This window comes from Streptomyces gilvosporeus (assembly GCF_002082195.1).
In the GTDB taxonomy this organism is placed as follows: domain Bacteria; phylum Actinomycetota; class Actinomycetes; order Streptomycetales; family Streptomycetaceae; genus Streptomyces; species Streptomyces gilvosporeus.
Window position 1 is genome coordinate 5,529,822 of the sequence record NZ_CP020569.1, and the last position, 18,436, is coordinate 5,548,257.

Annotated in this window: 14 protein-coding genes and 1 pseudogene; 11 read left to right on the forward strand and 4 right to left on the reverse strand. The window is 72.4% G+C overall.

Going from position 1 to position 18,436, the window contains the following annotated elements:
• Positions 1-2 precede the first annotated feature (2 nt).
• Both B1H19_RS24795 and B1H19_RS24800 read right to left on the reverse strand, forming a co-directional pair.
• Complete coding sequence (locus B1H19_RS24795; RefSeq protein ID WP_083106976.1) at positions 3-851, reverse strand: helix-turn-helix domain-containing protein; 849 nt, start codon at positions 849-851, stop codon at positions 3-5.
• A 13-nt stretch (positions 852-864) separates the two neighbouring features.
• On the reverse strand, positions 865-1,620 hold the full coding sequence (locus B1H19_RS24800; RefSeq protein WP_083106977.1) for a DUF6879 family protein: 756 nt from the start codon (positions 1,618-1,620) through the stop codon (positions 865-867).
• A 170-nt stretch (positions 1,621-1,790) separates the two neighbouring features.
• Between B1H19_RS24800 and B1H19_RS24805 the strand changes: the two are divergent.
• A pseudogene (locus B1H19_RS24805) lies at positions 1,791-1,982 on the forward strand (hypothetical protein); the annotation flags it as partial.
• 850 nt (positions 1,983-2,832) lie between these two features.
• Here B1H19_RS24805 and B1H19_RS24815 read toward each other — a convergent pair.
• On the reverse strand, positions 2,833-3,744 hold the full coding sequence (locus B1H19_RS24815) for a LysR family transcriptional regulator (RefSeq protein ID WP_083106979.1): 912 nt from the start codon (positions 3,742-3,744) through the stop codon (positions 2,833-2,835).
• A gap of 222 nt (positions 3,745-3,966) precedes the next feature.
• Between B1H19_RS24815 and B1H19_RS24820 the strand changes: the two genes are divergently transcribed.
• The 8 genes from B1H19_RS24820 to B1H19_RS24855 all read left to right on the forward strand — a co-directional run bounded on the left by B1H19_RS24820 (position 3,967) and on the right by B1H19_RS24855 (position 13,798).
• Positions 3,967-4,854 (forward strand): EamA family transporter, encoded by an 888-nt coding sequence (locus B1H19_RS24820; protein WP_237289874.1) that lies wholly within the window; start codon positions 3,967-3,969, stop codon positions 4,852-4,854.
• 192 nt (positions 4,855-5,046) lie between these two features.
• Positions 5,047-5,856: a TIGR03084 family metal-binding protein gene (locus B1H19_RS24825; RefSeq protein WP_083106980.1), complete on the forward strand. Its 810-nt coding sequence runs from the start codon at positions 5,047-5,049 to the stop codon at positions 5,854-5,856.
• Complete coding sequence (locus B1H19_RS24830; protein WP_083109854.1) at positions 5,853-7,571, forward strand: acyclic terpene utilization AtuA family protein; 1,719 nt, start codon at positions 5,853-5,855, stop codon at positions 7,569-7,571. Before B1H19_RS24825 ends, B1H19_RS24830 begins: the two co-directional genes overlap by 4 nt.
• Positions 7,568-9,166 (forward strand): acyl-CoA carboxylase subunit beta, encoded by a 1,599-nt coding sequence (locus B1H19_RS24835; protein WP_083106981.1) that lies wholly within the window; start codon positions 7,568-7,570, stop codon positions 9,164-9,166. The genes B1H19_RS24830 and B1H19_RS24835 overlap by 4 nt, the downstream gene beginning before the upstream one ends.
• 8 nt (positions 9,167-9,174) lie before the next feature.
• On the forward strand, positions 9,175-11,073 hold the full coding sequence (locus B1H19_RS24840; RefSeq protein WP_083106982.1) for an acetyl/propionyl/methylcrotonyl-CoA carboxylase subunit alpha: 1,899 nt from the start codon (positions 9,175-9,177) through the stop codon (positions 11,071-11,073).
• Positions 11,074-11,116: 43 nt separating this feature from the next.
• The gene (locus B1H19_RS24845) at positions 11,117-12,280 is read left to right on the forward strand and encodes an acyl-CoA dehydrogenase family protein (RefSeq protein ID WP_083106983.1); all 1,164 of its coding nucleotides are present in this window, start codon (positions 11,117-11,119) and stop codon (positions 12,278-12,280) included.
• 133 nt (positions 12,281-12,413) lie between these two features.
• On the forward strand, positions 12,414-13,187 hold the full coding sequence (locus B1H19_RS24850) for an enoyl-CoA hydratase family protein (RefSeq protein ID WP_083106984.1): 774 nt from the start codon (positions 12,414-12,416) through the stop codon (positions 13,185-13,187).
• Positions 13,175-13,798, forward strand: a complete 624-nt coding sequence (locus B1H19_RS24855) for a TetR/AcrR family transcriptional regulator (RefSeq protein ID WP_083106985.1) — start codon at positions 13,175-13,177, stop codon at positions 13,796-13,798. Before B1H19_RS24850 ends, B1H19_RS24855 begins: the two co-directional genes overlap by 13 nt.
• Positions 13,799-14,236: 438 nt before the next feature.
• On the opposite strand, the gene B1H19_RS24860 is transcribed toward B1H19_RS24855, so the two are convergent.
• Positions 14,237-15,337 carry a citrate synthase 2 gene (locus B1H19_RS24860; RefSeq protein ID WP_083106986.1) on the reverse strand — a complete coding sequence of 367 codons (1,101 nt, stop codon included), beginning with the start codon at positions 15,335-15,337 and terminating at the stop codon, positions 14,237-14,239.
• A 470-nt stretch (positions 15,338-15,807) separates the two neighbouring features.
• Here B1H19_RS24860 and pdxH point away from each other — a divergent pair, with 470 nt between their 5' ends.
• Together pdxH and B1H19_RS24870 are read left to right on the forward strand one after the other, a co-directional pair.
• On the forward strand, positions 15,808-16,503 hold the full coding sequence (gene pdxH, locus B1H19_RS24865) for a pyridoxamine 5'-phosphate oxidase (RefSeq protein WP_203237220.1): 696 nt from the start codon (positions 15,808-15,810) through the stop codon (positions 16,501-16,503).
• A gap of 533 nt (positions 16,504-17,036) precedes the next feature.
• Positions 17,037-18,377 carry a PAS domain-containing protein gene (locus tag B1H19_RS24870; RefSeq protein WP_418361521.1) on the forward strand — a complete coding sequence of 447 codons (1,341 nt, stop codon included), beginning with the start codon at positions 17,037-17,039 and terminating at the stop codon, positions 18,375-18,377.
• Positions 18,378-18,436 lie beyond the last annotated feature (59 nt).

The following is an 18,436-nucleotide window of genomic DNA, read 5'->3' on the forward strand; positions in this document are numbered from 1 at the left end:
TTTCAGTGCGGGCCGATTGCGTGCCGGGCGCGACTGATGATGTGGTGCGCTTCCGCTCCGTAAACGGCGGACTTGTGCAGGGTCTGCCACGTGCGGAGGTAGGTCGCGACGCTGTCGGGGTCGTCAATCCAGAGTTCTGCATGCCATGTCTCGACGACGGCAAGGCGCTCGTCATAGAGCACGAACCCGCTCGCCGGAGGGATCTTCACCGGAGCAGCGAGCGGAACGATCCCTAGTTCCACGGTATCCATCCCGACGGCGCCGGCGACCCGGTCCAGCTGGACGGCGAGTATTGACGGCGGGCAGATCAGTGAATAGAGCGCCGCCTCCCACATCAGGATGTGGTACTTCTTGCGGTGATCGTAAATCCCTTGTTGGCGTTGCATCCGTGCGCGTACCGCGTCTTCGATGTCTTTCGGAGACCGGTGGAGTTCTGCATAGCAGTTGAATACATGGCGCGCATAGTCAGGTGTCTGGAGGAGTCCGACTATCATCGCGTTTTGCCAGCCGTGAACCACGGTGGAATCTGCGTGCTGTCTGTTGTGAATCTCCTGCACCGGCTTGTGACCTGAGGAGAGTTGCCGGCGCCAAGACCGTTGGTGTGACTCTATTCCATGAAGCAGTGATCGGAGTTCGCCAAAGGCTTCGGGCTGATCGGTCGCTTCGGCCCATTGCTGCAAGTCATCGAGCGTGGCTGTCTGTCGACCGCGTTCCAGTTTGCTGACCTTGGACTGTGGCCAGCCGAGACGTTCGGCCAACTGCGTGCCGGTGAGCCGACCCCCAGGGCGCGAGGTACGGAGTTCGCGAAGCCGGGCCCCGAGGCCGGCCCGCGCCTGCTGGAAGTCGGTCACCGGATCACGCTCGCTACTCCTCTGCGGTCAGCTGTGCCGCAAACTGCTGGAAGGGAACGGCGTGGTGCCACGCCGCGTCGCGTACCTGGGCGTACCTGAGCACCTCTGCGGGCTCCGTGATGAGCTCGACGTCGACCAGGTTGTCATCGTCGTCGAAGTTGAGCAGTGCGACGAGTCGCGAGTCGAAGATCCAGAAGTCCTCTGCCGGCAGCTGAAGGCGCTCGGCATCCGCGCGCCACAGATTGCGGATGTCCTCACCGACCGCGCTGTTCCGCTTCGCGTTGTCGAGGAGGTAGAGCTGCCCCGTCGTCGGCGGGTTGTCGACGATCCGGACACGTTCGAAGCGCTTGCCAAGGGCGGACTGTGCGCGGCGATTGGCGCACCACTCCGCGTCTAGACCGTCCCACACCACGGGCTCACCCCTGGTGAACTGGGCGTATGTCGCGGTGCTTTCATCGCTTGCGTAGCGGCTCCGTGCTTCGAGCCGCCATGCGGTGTGTTCGAGGGAGGTAAAGAGCCGTCCGAAGGCATCCAGGTCGATGATCTTCGGCACGCGGGTGACCTCCTTGGGGCCGAAGTCGACGAGCAGTTCACGGGGCACCACGATCGGTGTCTCTCCCGGGGAGAGGTGCTGAAGTCGTGCGAGGTCGTCGGGGTCGGTGAGCTGCGGGCCGTGCACGATGATCTCTCCGCTGTCGAGATCTTCGTGAAACGACGGGCAGCCGTCCACCCCGCTGCCCGTGCCGTTGAAGCGCAGTCGTCGCGCCATGATCTGCCCCCTTCGTAGGGCTCTTGAGATCAGCATCGCGTTCCGCCTCACGGCTCAGCCAGGGGTTCGGCCTCACAACATGAGAATGGCAGAGAATACTCGAACAGGCTTCGAGAATATTGGAGAATATTTAGCGCCTCTCGCATCTCGTACTCCCTAGCGTCCTGCCTATGAGCGAACTGAACCAACGTGGATGGGCAGACCCCGTAGATGCCGCCGAGTCCCTGCACGCCGCGCTGACCACCGTCGGGATCGTCCTGCCCTCACTGGCACCTGACGATGCGTCGCCCGAGCTGCGGCTGGTCGAGCTGGGGCGGGTCCGGGCGGATGTTGCCCTTGAGCTGGCCGATGTGATCCGGCGGGCGGAGCACGGGATGAGCGCTCGGCAGCAGTCCGGCGTGCCGGAGGCCAGCGGCGGCAGGCCCTGAAGCGCGCCGAACACGCGGAACGACCGACCTCACTGTGCTCATTGCCTGTGAGGAAGCACGAGACAGAGCCGTGAACAGAGCGCGAAGACTCCCGCCCCGGCCGTCATTCCCTGGCAGGACACGGCCGGAGCGGGCGGGCCCACAAGGGGCCCTCGCACGTGCACGACGGTGCGCGGACCGACCGCGCGCCGACACAGCACCGAGGAGTTCACCATGCGATATCGCCCGGACCCGGTCAAGTACGGCGGGGATGAGGACGACGGCGACAGTGGCGGTCAGAGCGGAGGGTGCGGCGACGGCGATGGGTGTGGTCGCCGGTAGTGCCTGAATCGGGGCGGCCTGCGGCCTGCGGCCTGCGGCCTGCGTGCTGTGGGCGCGCGGGCCGCCCCCGTGAACTCGACGGACTGGTCGTTCAGTTGGGACGGAAGAGGGAGAAGGGGCGGCATGCGGCATCACCACGCCTACCTCTGGCTCGGGCACGGCGATGTCCTCGTGAGACCGGGCGATGCTCACCGGAGGCCGAACCACCCGGAGTTCCGCACCGCTCAGGTGATGCCGCTGGAGTGCGCGGACTGGCTGTTGAAGCCGGCCTCCCGGATCGCGGGGACGTTCTACGAGCCGGGGGACGCGGCCAGGTGGTATGCGGGACGGCTTGCCGAGTACGGGGAGCTCTTCGACGGGGCGTATGCGGTGACGCCTTCGTATGGGGAGACCGTACGGGTTCTGTCTGCGGGGGAGGACAGGGTGGGCGGCTGGTGGGTGAGCGGCGGCCGGTTTCTCTCGGTCAGCTTGATCGCCTGTAGTCCGCACCGGGTGCGTCCGGTGTATGGGTGTCCGCTGCGGGAGACCCCATGACCTCCCGCGCCAGCCGGACCAGGTCCGGGATCCGCGGATGGCCCGGCCCCTCGCGCCAGGCGAGGAGTACGGGGACGGGTGGGGCGTCGGTGAGGGGGATGTAGGTCAGGGCGGGGTGGGGGTGCATGCCGGGGGTGGCGGAGGTGGTGACGCCGATGGCGCGGCCGGCGGTGATGGTGGCGATCCAGTCGTCGGTGTTGCCGATGGGGAGCGTGGCGGCGGGGCGGGCCTCGGGTGGCCAGAGGTCGAGGGTGGTGGTGCCGGAGACCGTGTTCAGGGCGAGGGTGCGGTCGGCCAGGTCGGTGAGGGTGAGGGTGCGGCGGCGGGCCAGGGGGTCGTCGGCGGGGAGGCCGGCGACGCGGGGTTCGGTGGTGAGCTGCGCGGTGCGCAGGCCGGGGGTGCGGACCTCGCCGCGGAGCAGGGCCGCGTCCACATCGCCGCGGGCCAGGCCCGCCGTGCGGTCGTCGATGCGGAGGAGCTCCAGCGGGGTCTCCGGGTACTCCTCGTGCCAGCGGCGCAGCAGGGCGGGGGTCCTGGCACCGGCGGCCGACCAGGCGTGGCCCAGGCGGAGCGGCCAGGTGGTGTCGTGAGGGTGGGCGAGCGCGCGGTCGAAGGCGGTGACGGCGAGGGCCGCACGGTCGCGGAAGGCGACGCCGTCGGGGGTGAGCGCGAGGTGGTGGGTGGAGCGGTCGACGAGGCGTACGCCCAGTCCCTGTTCCAGCTGGCGCAGGGTACGGGAGACGGCGGGCTGGGTGAGGTGGAGGCGGGCGGCGGCGCGGGTGATGTTGAGCGTGTCGGCGATGGCGAGAAAACAGCGGAAGTGGCGGAGCTCGATGCTCATGCGTGCGGAGCATAACAACGGGGGAAACGGCATTTCACGGACCGGAAGGGCGGGACTTAGCGTGGTGGGGTGAACGCATCGCCCACCGGCCCCGACGGCCGTATATCGGCCGAATCCGGCAGCCCGGCCGCACCCGTCCCCTCCGTCACCCCAGCCGCTTCCGTCGACGCCGTGCCCCAGGGGGACGGCGGGATTCCGCAGCCCGTGCCGCCGTCGCCGGAGGTGCTGACGGCCGAGGCCGCGGCCGGGGCCCCCGGGGCGGCGGGGGCGCGCGGGCGGCTTGCGTCGGTGGCGCTGGTGATCGGCGGCATCGTCTCGTTGCAGTTCGGGGCGTCGGTCGCGGTGATGCTCTTCCCGCGGGCCGGTGCGCTCGGCGTCGTCACGCTGAGGCTGGTCGTCGCCTCGCTGGTGCTGCTGGTCGTCTGCCGGCCGAAGCTGCGAGGGTACTCGCGGGGCGACTGGGGCACGGTGCTGGCCTTCGGGGTGGCTCTGGTGGGCATGAACTCGCTCTTCTACCAGGCGCTCGACCGGATTCCACTGGGGGCGGCGGTCACCCTGGAGTTCCTTGGCCCGCTGATCCTTTCCGTCGCCACCTCGCGGAAGTTGCTGAGCCTGGTGTGGGCGGCGCTGGCGTTGAGCGGCGTGGGGCTGTTGGGGCACGAGGGGCTCGACGGGCTCGATCTCGTCGGCGCGGGGTGCGCGCTGGCGGCCGGCGGGCTGTGGGCCGCGTACATCCTGCTCTCGGCCCGTACGGGGCAGCGCTTCCCGCAGGCGGACGGGCTGGCGCTGGCCATGACGGTCGCGGCGGTGCTCAGCCTGCCGTTCGGCGTCGTCAGTGCCGGGTCGGCGCTGATCGACCCGGTCACCGTGGGGCTCGGCGCGGCCGTCGCGCTGATGTCGTCCGTGCTGCCGTACACCCTGGAGCTGCTCGCCCTGCGCAAGCTGCCGGCCTCCGGCTTCGCGATCATGATGAGCCTGGAGCCGGCCGTGGCGGCGACCGCCGGATTCCTCGTCCTGCACCAGGCGCTGGGCTGGGCCGAGGTGCTGGCCATCGGGCTGGTCGTGGTGGCGAGCGTGGGGGCGGTGCGCAGCGCGGGGGCTAAGGGGTAGGCGGTAGGAGCGACGGCCCCGGCCCCGCCCCGGGCAGAAAATCATGCAGGCATGCTTGATTGTTTCTGCCCCCGCTGCCACCCTCGGAGCGCACCAGCAACAGCACCCGTGTCGCATCGCCTCCGTGTACCCGTACGCGGAGGCCAACGCGCCCTGCCTGCACGGCAGTCGGCGCCCCGAGGGGAGTGTCGCGTGTCCGATCCCGGCGCCGTACTGGCGGACCTCAGGGACGAGAGTGAGGAGCTGGACGCCCTGGTCGCCAAGCTCCCGGCCCAGCGGTGGGCGGTCCCGACACCCGCCGAAGGCTGGACCCTGGCCCATCAGATCGCGCATCTGGCCTGGACCGACCGCAAGGCGCTGCTCGCCGCCACCGACCCGGAGCGCTTCACCCGGGAGGCCGTGCCGGAGGCCCTCGCCGCGCCGCTGACCTTCGTCGACGAGGGGGCCGAGGCCGGGGCGAAGGCGCCGCCCGCCGAGTTGCTCGCCGACTGGCGCACCGGGCGCGAGGCGCTGTGGCGGGCGCTGGAGCGGTGGCCGGCGGACGAGAAACTGCCGTGGTACGGGCCGCCGATGAGCGTGGCGTCGATGGCGTCCGCGCGCCTGATGGAGACCTGGGCGCACGGCCAGGACGTCGCCGATGCGCTCGGAGTGACGCGGATCCCCACCGGCCGGCTGCGGCATATCGCCCGGATCGGCGTCCGCACCAGGAACTTCGCCTTCTCCGTCCATCAACTCGCCCCGCCGGAAGAGGAGTTCCGGGTGGAGCTGCGGGCCCCGGGAGGGCGGGACGTCTGGGCGTACGGGCCGCCGGACGCGGCGCAGCGGGTGACCGGTGACGCGCTGGAGTTCTGTCTGCTGGTGACCCAGCGGGCCGCTCGGGCCGATCTGCCGGGTCTGCGCGCCGAAGGGCCGGACGCGGAGCGGTGGCTGGGCATCGCGCAGGCCTTCGCGGGGCCGCCGGGCACGGGGCGCGCACCCCGGTCCCGGGGCGGCGCGGTATGACCGGCGCCGCGCCGCTGCGCATCGGCAATGCCTCCGGCTTCTACGGGGACCGCTTCGATGCCCTGCGCGAGATGCTCACCGGCGGCCCCCTCGACGTCCTGACCGGCGACTATCTCGCCGAGCTGACCATGCTGATCCTCGGCCGGGAGCGCCTGAAGGACCCCGCTCGCGGCTACGCCCGGACCTTTCTGCGACAGCTGGAGGAGGGACTGGGGCTGGCCGCCGAGCGCGGGGTGCGGATCGTCGCCAATGCCGGTGGTCTGAATCCGGCCGGACTGGCCGAGGCCGTCCGGGAGTTGGCGCAGAAGGTCGGCGTGCGCGTGCGGGTGGCGCATGTCGAGGGGGACGACCTGATCCGGCGGCGGCCGTGGGGCGAGGGCGTGCTGACCGCCCATGCCTATCTGGGCGGCGGGGGGATCGCGGAGTGTCTGCGCGGCGGGGCCGATGTGGTGGTCACCGGACGGGTCACGGACGCGGCGCTGGTCAGCGGGGCCGCGGCGGCGCACTTCGGCTGGCGCGACGACGACTGGGACCGGCTGGCGGGCGCGGTGGTCGCCGGGCACGTCCTGGAGTGCGGCACCCAGGCCACCGGCGGCAACTACGCCTTCTTCGCGGAGAGCGAGGCCCCCGTCCCCGCCCCGTACCGCCCCGGCTTCCCCCTGGCCGAGATCGCCGAGGACGGCACCGCCGTCCTCACCAAACACCCCGGCACCGGCGGCGCGGTCACCACCGGGACGGTCACCGCGCAGCTGCTGTACGAGACGGCCGGTGCGCGCTACCCCGGCCCGGACGTGACGGCCCGCCTCGACACCGTACGGCTCACCCCGGACGGGCCGGACCGGGTCAGGATCGACGGCGTCCGCGGAGAGGCCCCGCCGCCGACCCTCAAGGTGGGGCTGACCCGGCTCGGCGGCTGGCGCAACGAGGTCACCTTCGTGCTGACCGGGCTGGACGTACCGGCCAAGGCCGCGCTGGTCCGGGCGCAGATGGAGGCGGCCCTGGACGCCACCGGCCGCCGCCCCGCCGAGGTGCGCTGGACGCTGGCCCGTACCGACCGGGAGGACGCCGACGTCCAGGAGGAGGCGAGCGCGCTGCTGCGGCTGGTGGTGCGCGACGCCGACCAGGACGCGGTCGGGCGGGCCGTCAGCGGCGCCGCCATCGAGCTGGCACTGGGCAGTTACCCCGGCTTCCATGTCACCGCCCCGCCCGGGAAGGGCGCCCCGTACGGCGTCTTCGAGGCGGTGGCGGTGGACGCGGCCGAGGTGCCGCACACGGCCGTACTCCCGGACGGGACCACCCGGGTCGCCGTCCAACCAGCCACCAGCACAAGGGAGTTGGTGCGCGTGCCCGATCCGGAGATGCCCGCGCCGCTCCCGGCGGGCGCGACCCGCCGCGCCCCCCTCGGCCGGATCGCCGGCGCCCGCAGCGGCGACAAGGGCGGTTCGGCGAACGTCGGCGTATGGGTCCGTACCGAGACGGCCTGGCGCTGGCTGGCCCACACGCTGACCGTCGACCGGCTGCGCGAACTCCTCCCCGAATGCGCGGACCTGCCCATCGACCGCCATGTGCTGCCCGGTCTGCGCGCCCTGAACTTCGTCGTCGACGGACTGCTCGGCGAGGGCGTCGCGGCGCAGGCGCGGTTCGATCCGCAGGCCAAGGCGCTGGGGGAGTGGCTGCGGTCGCGGCATATGGAGATACCGGAGGTTCTGTTGTGACCGTGCTGACCAGTGCGCTCGATGCGACGGATGCCGCGTACGCGGAGCGCCGCGAGGCGATGCTCGGCAAGCTCGCGGAGGTCGAGGCCGCACACGCGGAGGCGGTCGCGGGCGGCGGTGAGAAGTACGTCGCCCGGCACCGTCAACGCGGCAAACTCCTCGCCCGCGAGCGCATCGAACTCCTCCTGGACCCCGACACCCCCTTCCTCGAACTCTCGCCGCTCGCCGCCTGGGGCAGCGATTACGCGGTCGGGGCCTCCCTCGTCACCGGTATCGGCGTGATCGAGGGCGTGGAGTGCCTGATCACGGCCAACGACCCGACGGTAAGGGGCGGGGCCAGCAATCCCTGGACGCTGAAGAAGGCGCTCCGGGCGAACGAGATCGCCTACGCCAACCGGCTGCCGGTGGTCTCGCTCGTGGAATCCGGCGGCGCCGATCTGCCCAGCCAGAAGGAGATCTTCATTCCGGGCGGGGCACTGTTCAAGGACCTCACCCGGCTGTCGGCGGCGGGTATTCCGACCGTGGCCGTGGTCTTCGGTAATTCGACGGCGGGCGGCGCCTACGTCCCCGGCATGTCCGACCACGTCATCATGGTCAAGGAGCGGGCCAAGGTCTTCCTCGGCGGGCCGCCGCTGGTGAAAATGGCGACCGGCGAGGAAAGCGACGACGAATCGCTGGGCGGCGCCGATATGCACGCCCGTACCTCCGGGCTCGCGGACTACTTCGCCCTCGACGAACCGGATGCCCTGCGTCAGGCCCGGCGGGTCGTCGCCCGCCTCAACTGGCGCAAGGCGCACGCAGATCCGGGCTCCGCCGCGCCGCCCGCATACGACGACGAGGAACTGCTGGGCATCGTCCCCGGCGACCTCAAGGCGCCGTTCGATCCCCGCGAGGTCATCGCCCGGATCGTGGACGGCTCCGACTTCGACGAATTCAAACCGCTCTACGGGACGAGCCTGGTCACCGGCTGGGCCGCACTGCACGGCTATCCGGTCGGCATCCTCGCCAATGCGCAGGGCGTGCTCTTCAGCGCCGAATCCCAAAAGGCCGCGCAATTCATCCAGTTGGCGAACCAGCGCGATATTCCTCTGCTCTTCCTCCACAACACCACCGGCTATATGGTCGGCAAGGAGTACGAGCAGGGCGGCATCATCAAACACGGTGCGATGATGATCAACGCGGTGTCGAATTCCACCGTCCCGCATCTGTCCGTCCTGATGGGGGCCTCGTACGGCGCCGGGCACTACGGCATGTGCGGCCGGGCCTACGACCCCCGGTTCCTCTTCGCCTGGCCGAGCGCCAAGTCCGCCGTGATGGGGCCGCAGCAGCTCGCCGGCGTCCTGTCGATCGTCGCCCGGCAGTCCGCCGCCGCCAAGGGGCAGCCGTACGACGAGGACGCGGACGCCGCCCTGCGCGCCATGGTGGAGCAGCAGATCGAGTCCGAATCGCTGCCGATGTTCCTGTCCGGGCGGCTCTACGACGACGGCGTCATCGACCCGCGCGACACCCGTACCGTCCTCGGCCTGTGTCTGTCCGCCGTGCACACCGCGCCGGTCGAGGGCGCGCGGGGCGGCTTCGGCGTCTTCCGGATGTGAGGGATCACGTGCTTTCGACTCTGCTCGTCGCCAACCGCGGCGAAATCGCCCGCCGGATCATCCGCACCTGCCGCGAACTGGGCATCGCCACCGTCGCGGTGTACTCGGACGCGGACGCCGGCGCGCCCCATGTCCACGAGGCCGACACCGCCGTACGGCTTCCCGGGAACACCCCGGCCGAGACCTATCTGCGCGGCGAGGCGCTGGTGGCGGCCGCGCGGGCGGCGGGCGCGGACGCCGTCCACCCCGGCTACGGCTTCCTGTCCGAGAACGCCTCCTTCGCCGCCGCCGTCGCCGGGGCGGGCCTGGTCTGGATCGGGCCGCCGCCCGCGGCCATCGAGGCCATGGCGTCCAAGACGCGGGCCAAGGAGCTGATGGGGGCGGCCGGGGTGCCGCTGCCGGCGCCCGTCGATCCGGCCACCGCCACCGAGGCCGATCTGCCGCTGCTGGTGAAGGCGGCGGCGGGCGGCGGCGGTCGCGGTATGCGCATCGTCACCGAACTGGCCGATCTGCCGGGCGAGTTGAAGGCCGCCGAGGCGGAGGCGACCGCGGCGTTCGGCGACGGCGAGGTCTTCGTCGAGCCGTATGTCGTCGGCGGGCGCCATGTCGAGGTGCAGATCCTCGCCGACGCCCACGGCACGGTCTGGACGCTCGGCACCCGCGACTGCTCCCTCCAGCGACGCCACCAGAAGGTCATCGAGGAGGCCCCCGCCCCCGGGCTGACCGACGCGCTGCGCGAGAGCCTGCACACGGCCGCCGCGCGGGCGGCCCGCGCCATCGAGTACCGGGGCGCGGGCACCGTGGAGTTCCTGGTGACCCGCGACGGCCGGGCGTACTTCCTGGAGATGAACACCCGCCTCCAGGTCGAGCACCCGGTCACCGAGGCCGTCCACCGCCTCGACCTGGTCGCCCTCCAGATACGCATCGCCGAGGGCCGGGCCCTGGACCCCGCACCGCCCGCCCCCGCCGGCCATGCCGTGGAAGCCCGCCTCTACGCCGAGGACCCGGCGGCCGGCTGGCGCCCGCAGACCGGTGTCCTCCACCGGCTGGCCGTGCCCGACGGCGTACGCCTCGACTCCGGCGTCACCGACGGCGACACCGTCACCGTGCACTACGACCCCATGCTGGCCAAGGTCATCGCCTGGGCGCCGACCCGCGACGAGGCGGTCCGCAAACTGGCCGGCGCCCTGGAGCGCACCCGCCTCCACGGGCCCGTCACCAACCGCGACCTGCTCGTCCGCTCCCTGCGCCACCCGGAGTTCGCGGCCGCCACCGGACTGGACACCGGCTTCTACGACCGCAACCTCGCCGCCCTGACCCCGCCCGCCGACCCCGCGGCGGTACGGACGGCCGCCCTGGCCGCGGCCCTCGCCGAGGCGCCGGGCCGCTCCCGCTTCGGCGGCTTCCGCAACGTCCCCTCGGGCCCCCAGCTCAAGACGTACGAGCACGCCGGCACCCCGTACGAGATCCGCTACCGCCTGACCCGCGACGGCCTGCACGCCGAGGACCTCCCCGGCGTCCGGCTGCTCGCCGCGGGCCCCGACCGGGTCGTCCTCGAAGTGGACGGCCTGCGGCGTGCGTTCACCGTCTCCCGCTACGGCGACCGGATCCACGTCGACACCGCGCAGGGCTCCTGCGCCCTGACCGCCCTGCCCCGCTTCCCCGACCCCGCGGCCCGCACCGAACCGGGCTCCCTGCTGGCGCCCATGCCCGGCACCGTGGTCCGGATCGCCGACGGGCTGGCCGAGGGCGCCCGGGTCGAGCCGGGGCAGCCCCTCCTGTGGCTGGAGGCGATGAAGATGGAACACCAGATCACCGCGCCCGCCGCCGGAACCCTCACCTCTCTTCCCGTCCACCCCGGCCGACAGGTCGAGGTGGGCGCGCTGCTGGCCGTCGTCACGGCCTGAACCCGGTGCACCCGCCCGGACCCCTCCCACAGAAGGAGCCACTGTGCGCAACCCTGTGATCGAGAACGAGGAACACCGCGCGCTGCGCGAGGCCGTGGCCGCCCTGGGCCGCCGCTACGGCCGCGACTACTTCGCCACCGTCGTCGACGAGGGCCGGCACACCGACGACCTGTGGGCCGAGGCCGCCAAACTCGGCTACCTCGGCGTCAACCTCCCCGAGGAGTACGGCGGCGGGGGCGGCGGCATCATCGAACTCTCCCTCGTCCTGGAGGAGTTGGGCGCGGCCGGCTGTCCGCTGCTGATGCTGGTCGTCTCGCCCGCCATCTGCGGCACGGTCATCGCCCGCTTCGGCACCGAAAGCCAAAAACGCACCTGGCTGCCGGGCCTGGCCGACGGCTCCCGCAAGATGGCCTTCGGCATCACCGAACCCGACGCCGGATCCAACTCCCACCGCATCACCACCACCGCCCGGCGCGAGGACACGGACTGGATCCTCAACGGCCGCAAGGTGTTCGTCTCCGGCGTCGACATCGCCGATGCCACGCTGATCGTCGGCCGCACGGAGGACGCCCGGACCGGCAGCCTCAAGCCCTGCCTCTTCATCGTGCCCCGCGACACACCGGGCTTCGCGCGCAGCCCGATCCGGATGGAACTGGCCGCCCCGGAGAAGCAGTTCGAGCTCACCCTGGACGAGGTGCGGCTGCCGGCCGACGCCCTGGTCGGCGACGAGGACGCCGGCCTCCTCCAGCTCTTCGCCGGCCTCAACCCCGAGCGCATCATGACCGCCGCGTTCGCCCTCGGCATGGGCCGCTACGCGCTGGACCGGGCCGTCGACTACGCCCGCACCCGCCAGGTCTGGAAGGACCCCATCGGCGCCCACCAGGCCCTCGCCCACCCCCTCGCCCAGGCCCATATCGAACTCGAACTGGCCCGGCTGATGATGCAGAAGGCCGCCCATCTCTACGACGCCGGCGACGACATGGGCGCCGGCGAGGCCGCCAACATGGCCAAATACGCCGCCGCCGAGGCCGCCGTACGCGCCGTCGACCAGGCCGTCCACACCCTCGGCGGCAACGGCCTCACCCACGAATACGGCCTCGCCTCCATGATCACGGCCGCCCGCGTGGCCCGTATCGCCCCCGTCAGCCGCGAGATGATCCTCAACTTCGTCTCGCACCAGTCGCTGGGGCTGCCGAAGTCGTACTGAGGGGAGGCGCCGCCTCGTGCGGCGGCCGGGGGGCCGCGCCGAGCGAGGCGGAGGTCATCGCGTACGTTGCCGACCACCACCGGCAAGAATCTGCGGCGCGCACCGCGCGCCAGGGAAAGGAGCTGGAGCCCCGATGACCGACGTCCCGCCCGCCGCACCGCTCGTCATACGCGCCCACGAGCGAGGCATCACCACCCTCACCCTCGACTCGCCGCACAACCGCAACGCGCTCTCCGCCCGGCTGGTCGCCGAACTCCACCAGGCGCTCGCCGAGGCCGCGGCCGACGACGCCGTGCGGGCCGTCGTACTGACCCACACGGGCACCACCTTCTGCGCCGGGGCGGACCTGTCGGAGGCGACCGCGGGCACGGCGACCGACGGGCCGCTGGGGCTGGCGCGGCTGCTGCGCGCCCTGGTGGAGCTGCCGCTGCCGGTGGTCGCGCGGGTCACCGGGCACGTACGGGCCGGGGGCCTGGGGCTGCTCGGCGCCTGCGATATCGCGGTGGCCGGGCCCGAGGCCACGTTCGCCTTCACCGAGGCGCGGCTCGGACTCGCGCCCGCCGTCATCTCGATGCCGCTGCTGCCCCGGCTCGATGCGCGGGCGGCCGCCCGCTACTACCTCACCGGGGAGCGGTTCGGCCCGGCGGAGGCGGCCCGGATCGGGCTGGTCACGCTGGCGTCGGAGGACGTGGACGCCGGGCTCGGGCCCGTACTGGAGGGCCTGCGCAAGGGCTCGCCGCAGGGCCTGGCCGCATCGAAGAAGCTGGTGACGGCCGAGGTGCTGCGCGCCTTCGACCGCGATACGCAGGCGCTCGCCGAGCAGTCGGCGCGGCTGTTCGGCTCCGCCGAGGCGCGCGAGGGCATGACCGCCTTCCTGGAGCGACGGGCCCCGGCGTGGACGCGCTGACCCCGGCCCGCGGCGGCAAGACGCCCCAGCAGGAACGCAGCCGGGCCACCCGCCTCAGGCTCCTGGAGGCGGCCGTCTCCTGCCTGGCGGAGCGCGGCTGGAGCGGCAGCACGGTCTCGGTCGTGGCCGAACGCGCGGGCGTCTCGCGCGGCGCGGCCCAGCACCATTTCCGTACCCGCGAGGACCTGTTCACCGCTGCCGTCGAGCACGTCGCCGAAAAGCGCCAGGGCGCGCTCAAGGCGGTGGCGCACAATCTGCCGCCGGCCGGGTCGATCGCCCGCACCTGGATCATCGTCGAGGAACTGGTCGGCCTCTACACGGGACCGCTGTTCCGGGCCGCGCTGCACCTGTGGGTCGCGGCCTCCGACGAGGAACAGCTACGCCACCGGGTCACGGCCCTGGAGGCCCGGGTCGGCCGGGAGGCCCACCGCACGGCGGTCGCCCTCCTGGAGGCCGACGAGTCGGCACCGGGCATCCGGGAGACCGTGCAGGGGCTGCTCGACATGGCCCGGGGGCTGGGCCTGGCCAACCTGCTGACGGATGATTCGGCGCGGCGGGATCGGGTGGTCGAGCAGTGGGCCAGGATCATCGATGGCGTGCTACGTCCGTAGGGGTTTCTCCGTACGTTGCCGGGTGCGGCGCCGTTTTTGTTGCGGTGTTTTGTTCCCCGCCTGGCGGCGGGATCGGGGTGGGTTTCGGGGTTGGTCGCCTGGTGTGTGGTGTGGGTGCGGGGCCGGTCTTCCACGACTTCGTCGCTCCAGCCCGGCCCCTCCCGTCCGGTTCGGCGGCCACCCCGGGGTGGGGGTTACCTGGTGGGTTGCCCTGAGTCTTCACCCGGCGGCCGTCGTCGTTTGTACCTTCCTCCCCCTGGCCGGGAGGTCGACGACGGTGGGGAGGCGGCGGGCTGTAGGGACGGAGTCCTGGAGGCCTGACGCCGCACCCACCCCCGGGTGCACACGACCGCGGCGGCCAACCCCACCCCCGCCCGCCGAAGGCGGGCAAAGCGCAACCCCCACGGCGCCGCAGAAAACAACGTGGGGAGAAACCCCTCACCCGCCGAGGCCGTCGAAGCCTTCGATCTCGCGGGGGTTGCGCGCCGCAGGCCCCACGTAGCGGGCCGACGGCCGGACCAGTCGGCCCGTCCGCTTCTGTTCCAGGATGTGCGCACTCCACCCGGCCGTACGGGCGCACGTGAACATCGACGTGAACATGTGCGCCGGCACCTCGGCGAAGTCCAGCGTGATGGCGGCCCAGAACTCGACGTTGGTGGCCAGGACCCGGTCGGGGCGGCGGTTGTGCAGCTCCTCCAGGGCGGCCTTCTCCAGCGCCTCGGCGACCTCGTAGCGCGGGGCGCCCAGCTCCTTGGCGGTGCGCCGCAGCACGCGGGCGCGCGGGTCCTCGGCGCGGTAGACGCGGTGCCCGAAGCCCATCAGCCGCTCGCCGCGGTCCAGCGCCCGCTTGACGTAGGCGGTGGCGTCACCGGTGCGCTCGATCTCCTCGATCATGCCCAGGACGCGGGACGGCGCGCCGCCGTGCAGCGGTCCGGACATCGCCCCGACCGCCCCGGAGAGCGCGGCCGCCACATCCGCGCCGGTGGACGCGATGACGCGGGCGGTGAAGGTGGAGGCGTTCATGCCATGCTCGGCGGCCGAAGTCCAGTAGGCGTCGACGGCCTTGACGTGCTTGGGGTCGGGCTCGCCGCGCCAGCGCTTCATGAAGCGCTCCACGACGGTCTCCGCCTTGTCGATCTCCTTCTGCGGCACCATCGGCAGGCCCTGGCCGCGCGCCGACTGGGCGACGTACGACAGCGCCATCACGGCGGCGCGGGCGAGGTTGTCGCGGGCCTCCGCCTCGTCGATGTCCAGCAGCGGTTTCAGGCCCCAGACGGGCGCGAGCATGGCCAGTGCGGACTGCACGTCGACGCGGATGTCACCCGAGTGCACGGGAATCGGGAACGGCTCGGCCGGCGGCAGACCGGGGTTGAACGCCCCGTCGACCAGCAGGCCCCACACGTTCCCGAAGGACACATGACCCACCAGGTCCTCGATGTCGACGCCGCGATAGCGCAGCGCACCGCCTTCCTTGTCCGGTTCTGCGATCTCCGTCTCGAACGCTACGACTCCTTCAAGTCCGGGTACGAAGTCGGACATCAGGCGGCTCCTCGATGAATGGGGACGGCACTCGGCCGGGGGCCGGATGCCGTGCAGTCGACTCTGGTGCGGGCGCCGTTGCGGTTCCACGGCTGCGCGGGCAGCTCGCGGTCCGCACCGGTCGCCCTGGTGATGCCCCGCCAGGGCAGGGGTCACCCGACGGTGCCGTGCGCGGAGGGTCGGGCCGCGCTCTGACACGGTGCGCTGTGGTGCGTCGGTGTGATGCTCGGGTGTGGTGCGTGGTGCTGGGCCTCTTCAGGGCGCACGGTGCATGGGCGTGCGTCCCTTCAGGCCGGACACGATAGCTCGCGATGTTCACAGGCCACAGTGGGCGGGCCCGCGATTTTGGGGGGTTCGTCACCTGCGCGGTGGGTGACATCCGGCACACCGGTCGATTCGCTGACGAGAGGGTTACGTCCGGTCGACGCCGGGCAGACTTCCGCCCCTTCAGGCTGCCCCGGCCGGACCCGATGCTGCAAGATGAGCCCGTGCACCCTGCCGACGCGCCCTATTACGAGACCCCCGATCCGTCACCCATGCGCGCGCACTACCGCGCCGAGGGACTCGCCGAGGCCGATCTCGCGGCCGATCCCTACGAGCAGTTCGCGCGCTGGTTCAAGGAGGCGGTGGCGGCCGGGCTGCACGAGCCGAATGCGATGGTCGTCTCGACGGTCGGCCCCGACGGGCGCCCGAGCTCAAGGACCGTGCTCCTGAAGGCGTTCACCGGGCGCGGTTTCGTCTTCTACACCAACTACACCAGCCGCAAAGGCCGCGAACTGGCTGAAAACCCCCGCGTCTCGCTGCTCTTCCCCTGGCATCCGCTCGCCCGCCAGGTCATCGTCAGCGGCACCGCTGAGCGCATCGGCCGGGACGAGACCGCCGCCTACTTCCGTACCCGTCCGCACGGCTCCCAACTGGGCGCCTGGGCCAGCGACCAGTCCGCGGTCATCGGCTCGCGCGACGAACTGGAGCGCGCCTACGAGGAGTTGGCCGACCGCTACCCGGAGGGCGAGCAGGTGCCGGCGCCGCCGCACTGGGGCGGCTACCGCGTCGTGGCCGAGGAAGCGGAGTTCTGGCAGGGGCGGCTCAACCGGCTGCACGACCGGCTGCGGTATGTGCCCGCCGAGCCCGGGGAGGGCTGGCGGGTGGAGCGGCTGGCACCCTGAGGCGGCATGCAGACGGCCCACGGACTGGTTCCTCCGCGCTCGGTGGCGCAAAGGGCCGGTCGGACGAACCGGCAGCCCGCGGGCCGGGTGACTGCTGGGATTTGGGCCGGCTGCGCATCTGCAGCATGCGCGGGTCCGGCGCTGCACTTCGGTGAAACGACGGGCCGCTAGCCCGCAGCCACCTCACGCGTCCGGTTCTTGATCATTTCCGGAACCACCTCCCTTCTCGTGTGCTCCACACGTTAGGCAGCCGCATGGTCTCGGACAACCGAATTTCCCGGGCGCAACGATTTCCGTGAATCGGGTGTGTGCTGGGTCACGTTCCAGTTGAATAAGGCCAGGTGCAGCACGTGCGACGGTGATCTTGGCGGCGTTCTTAAGGGGTGCCAGTGACTGCTTCGTCGGCTTCGTCGGCTTCTTCCGCCTCGTCCGCGTCCCCGTCCGACCGCCCCTCACCCGATACGGACGGCCGGGCCCCCGGAGCCGGCCGCCTCGCCGACGACTCCGCGCTGCTCGCCGCCCTCCTGGACGGCATGGACGCCGCCCTCGCCGCCTTCGGGGCCGACGGCACGGTCACCCACTGGAACCGCGAGGCCGAGCGCATCCTGGGCTGGACCGCGGCCGAGGCCGTCGGCCGCAGCGGCCTGGCGGGCTGGGCCGCCCGCAGCGAGGACGCCGAGGAGATCCGTACGGTGCTCGCCGCCGCGCGGCGCTCCCCGGGCCGCCAGGTGGAGGAGTTCGCCCTGCTGACCAAGGACGGCCACCGGGTCCTCGTGCGCACCCAGGTGTCGGCCGTCCGCGGGCCCGGGGGCCGGGCGGGCGGGGTCTACTGCGCCTTCAGCGAGGTGCACGCCCAGCTCGACCTGGAGCGGTCCATCGCGCTCAGCGAGGCGCTCTTCGACGACGGATCGTGGGGCGTGGTCCTGGTGGACGCCGATCTGCGGCTCGCCCTGCTGAACGCCCCCGCCGCCCGTGCCCTGGGGGTGGGCCGTACGGCGCTGCTGGGCTGCCCCCTGGGCGATCTGCTGACACAGGGCGTGGAGGAGGTGGAGGGCGCGCTCCAGCACGTCCTCGCCGAGGGTGCGCCGCCGGCGGCCGCCGAGCTGTGGGTGACGCTGCGCTCCGAGGAGGTCGAAGCGCCGCGCCGGTGCTGGCGCAGCGGCTTCGTCCGGCTGGCCTCGCCGCTGGCCGAGGAGCCGGTGCCGCTCGGCGTCGCCTGGCTCTTCCAGGACGTGACCGACGCCAAACGGGCCGAACAGGACGGCTCCCTGCTGCGCTTCCGCGCCCACCAGCTGCACCGCGCCGGCCGGGCGGCCGCCGAGTGCCCGGACCCGTGCGAGGCCGCCGCCGTCCACCTGGACTTCGCGCTGGCCGGTTTCGCCGATCACGGTCTGGTCGACCTCGCCCCGGTGCCCGCGCCGGCCCCGTGCGGGGCGCTCGACGAGGCCGCGGACGACGGTGACGGCTGCGATCCGACGGCCGCGCCCAGGGCCGTGCAGGCGCCGCGGCTGGTGCGGGCGCTGGCCTCTCCGGCCGGGGCGCCGGGCCCGGCCGAGGCGTTCGCGGCGACCGGTATCCCGATGGCGTATCCGCCGGGCCATCCGGCGGCCCAGGCCTACGAGCGGCGCGGTTCGGTGCGCACCAGCGCGGGCCCGCACGCGGCCGAAGGCTGGGCGGCCGCCCGCAAATGGCCGGACGGCACGGTGCACGGGCTGTGCGTGGTGCTGCGCAGCCGCGGCCGCACGCTGGGCGTCGCCACCTTCCTGCGGGCGCCCGCGCGCCGCCCGTTCGACCGCGCGGACGCGGACTACGCCGAGGAGGTCGCGGCCCGGATCGCCGCGGCGCTGGACCTGGCGGGGGCGACGGGCGGCTGACGGGCCGGGGCCTATCGGGGCCGTACCGGGGCCGTACCGGGACGGCACCGGTGCGCACC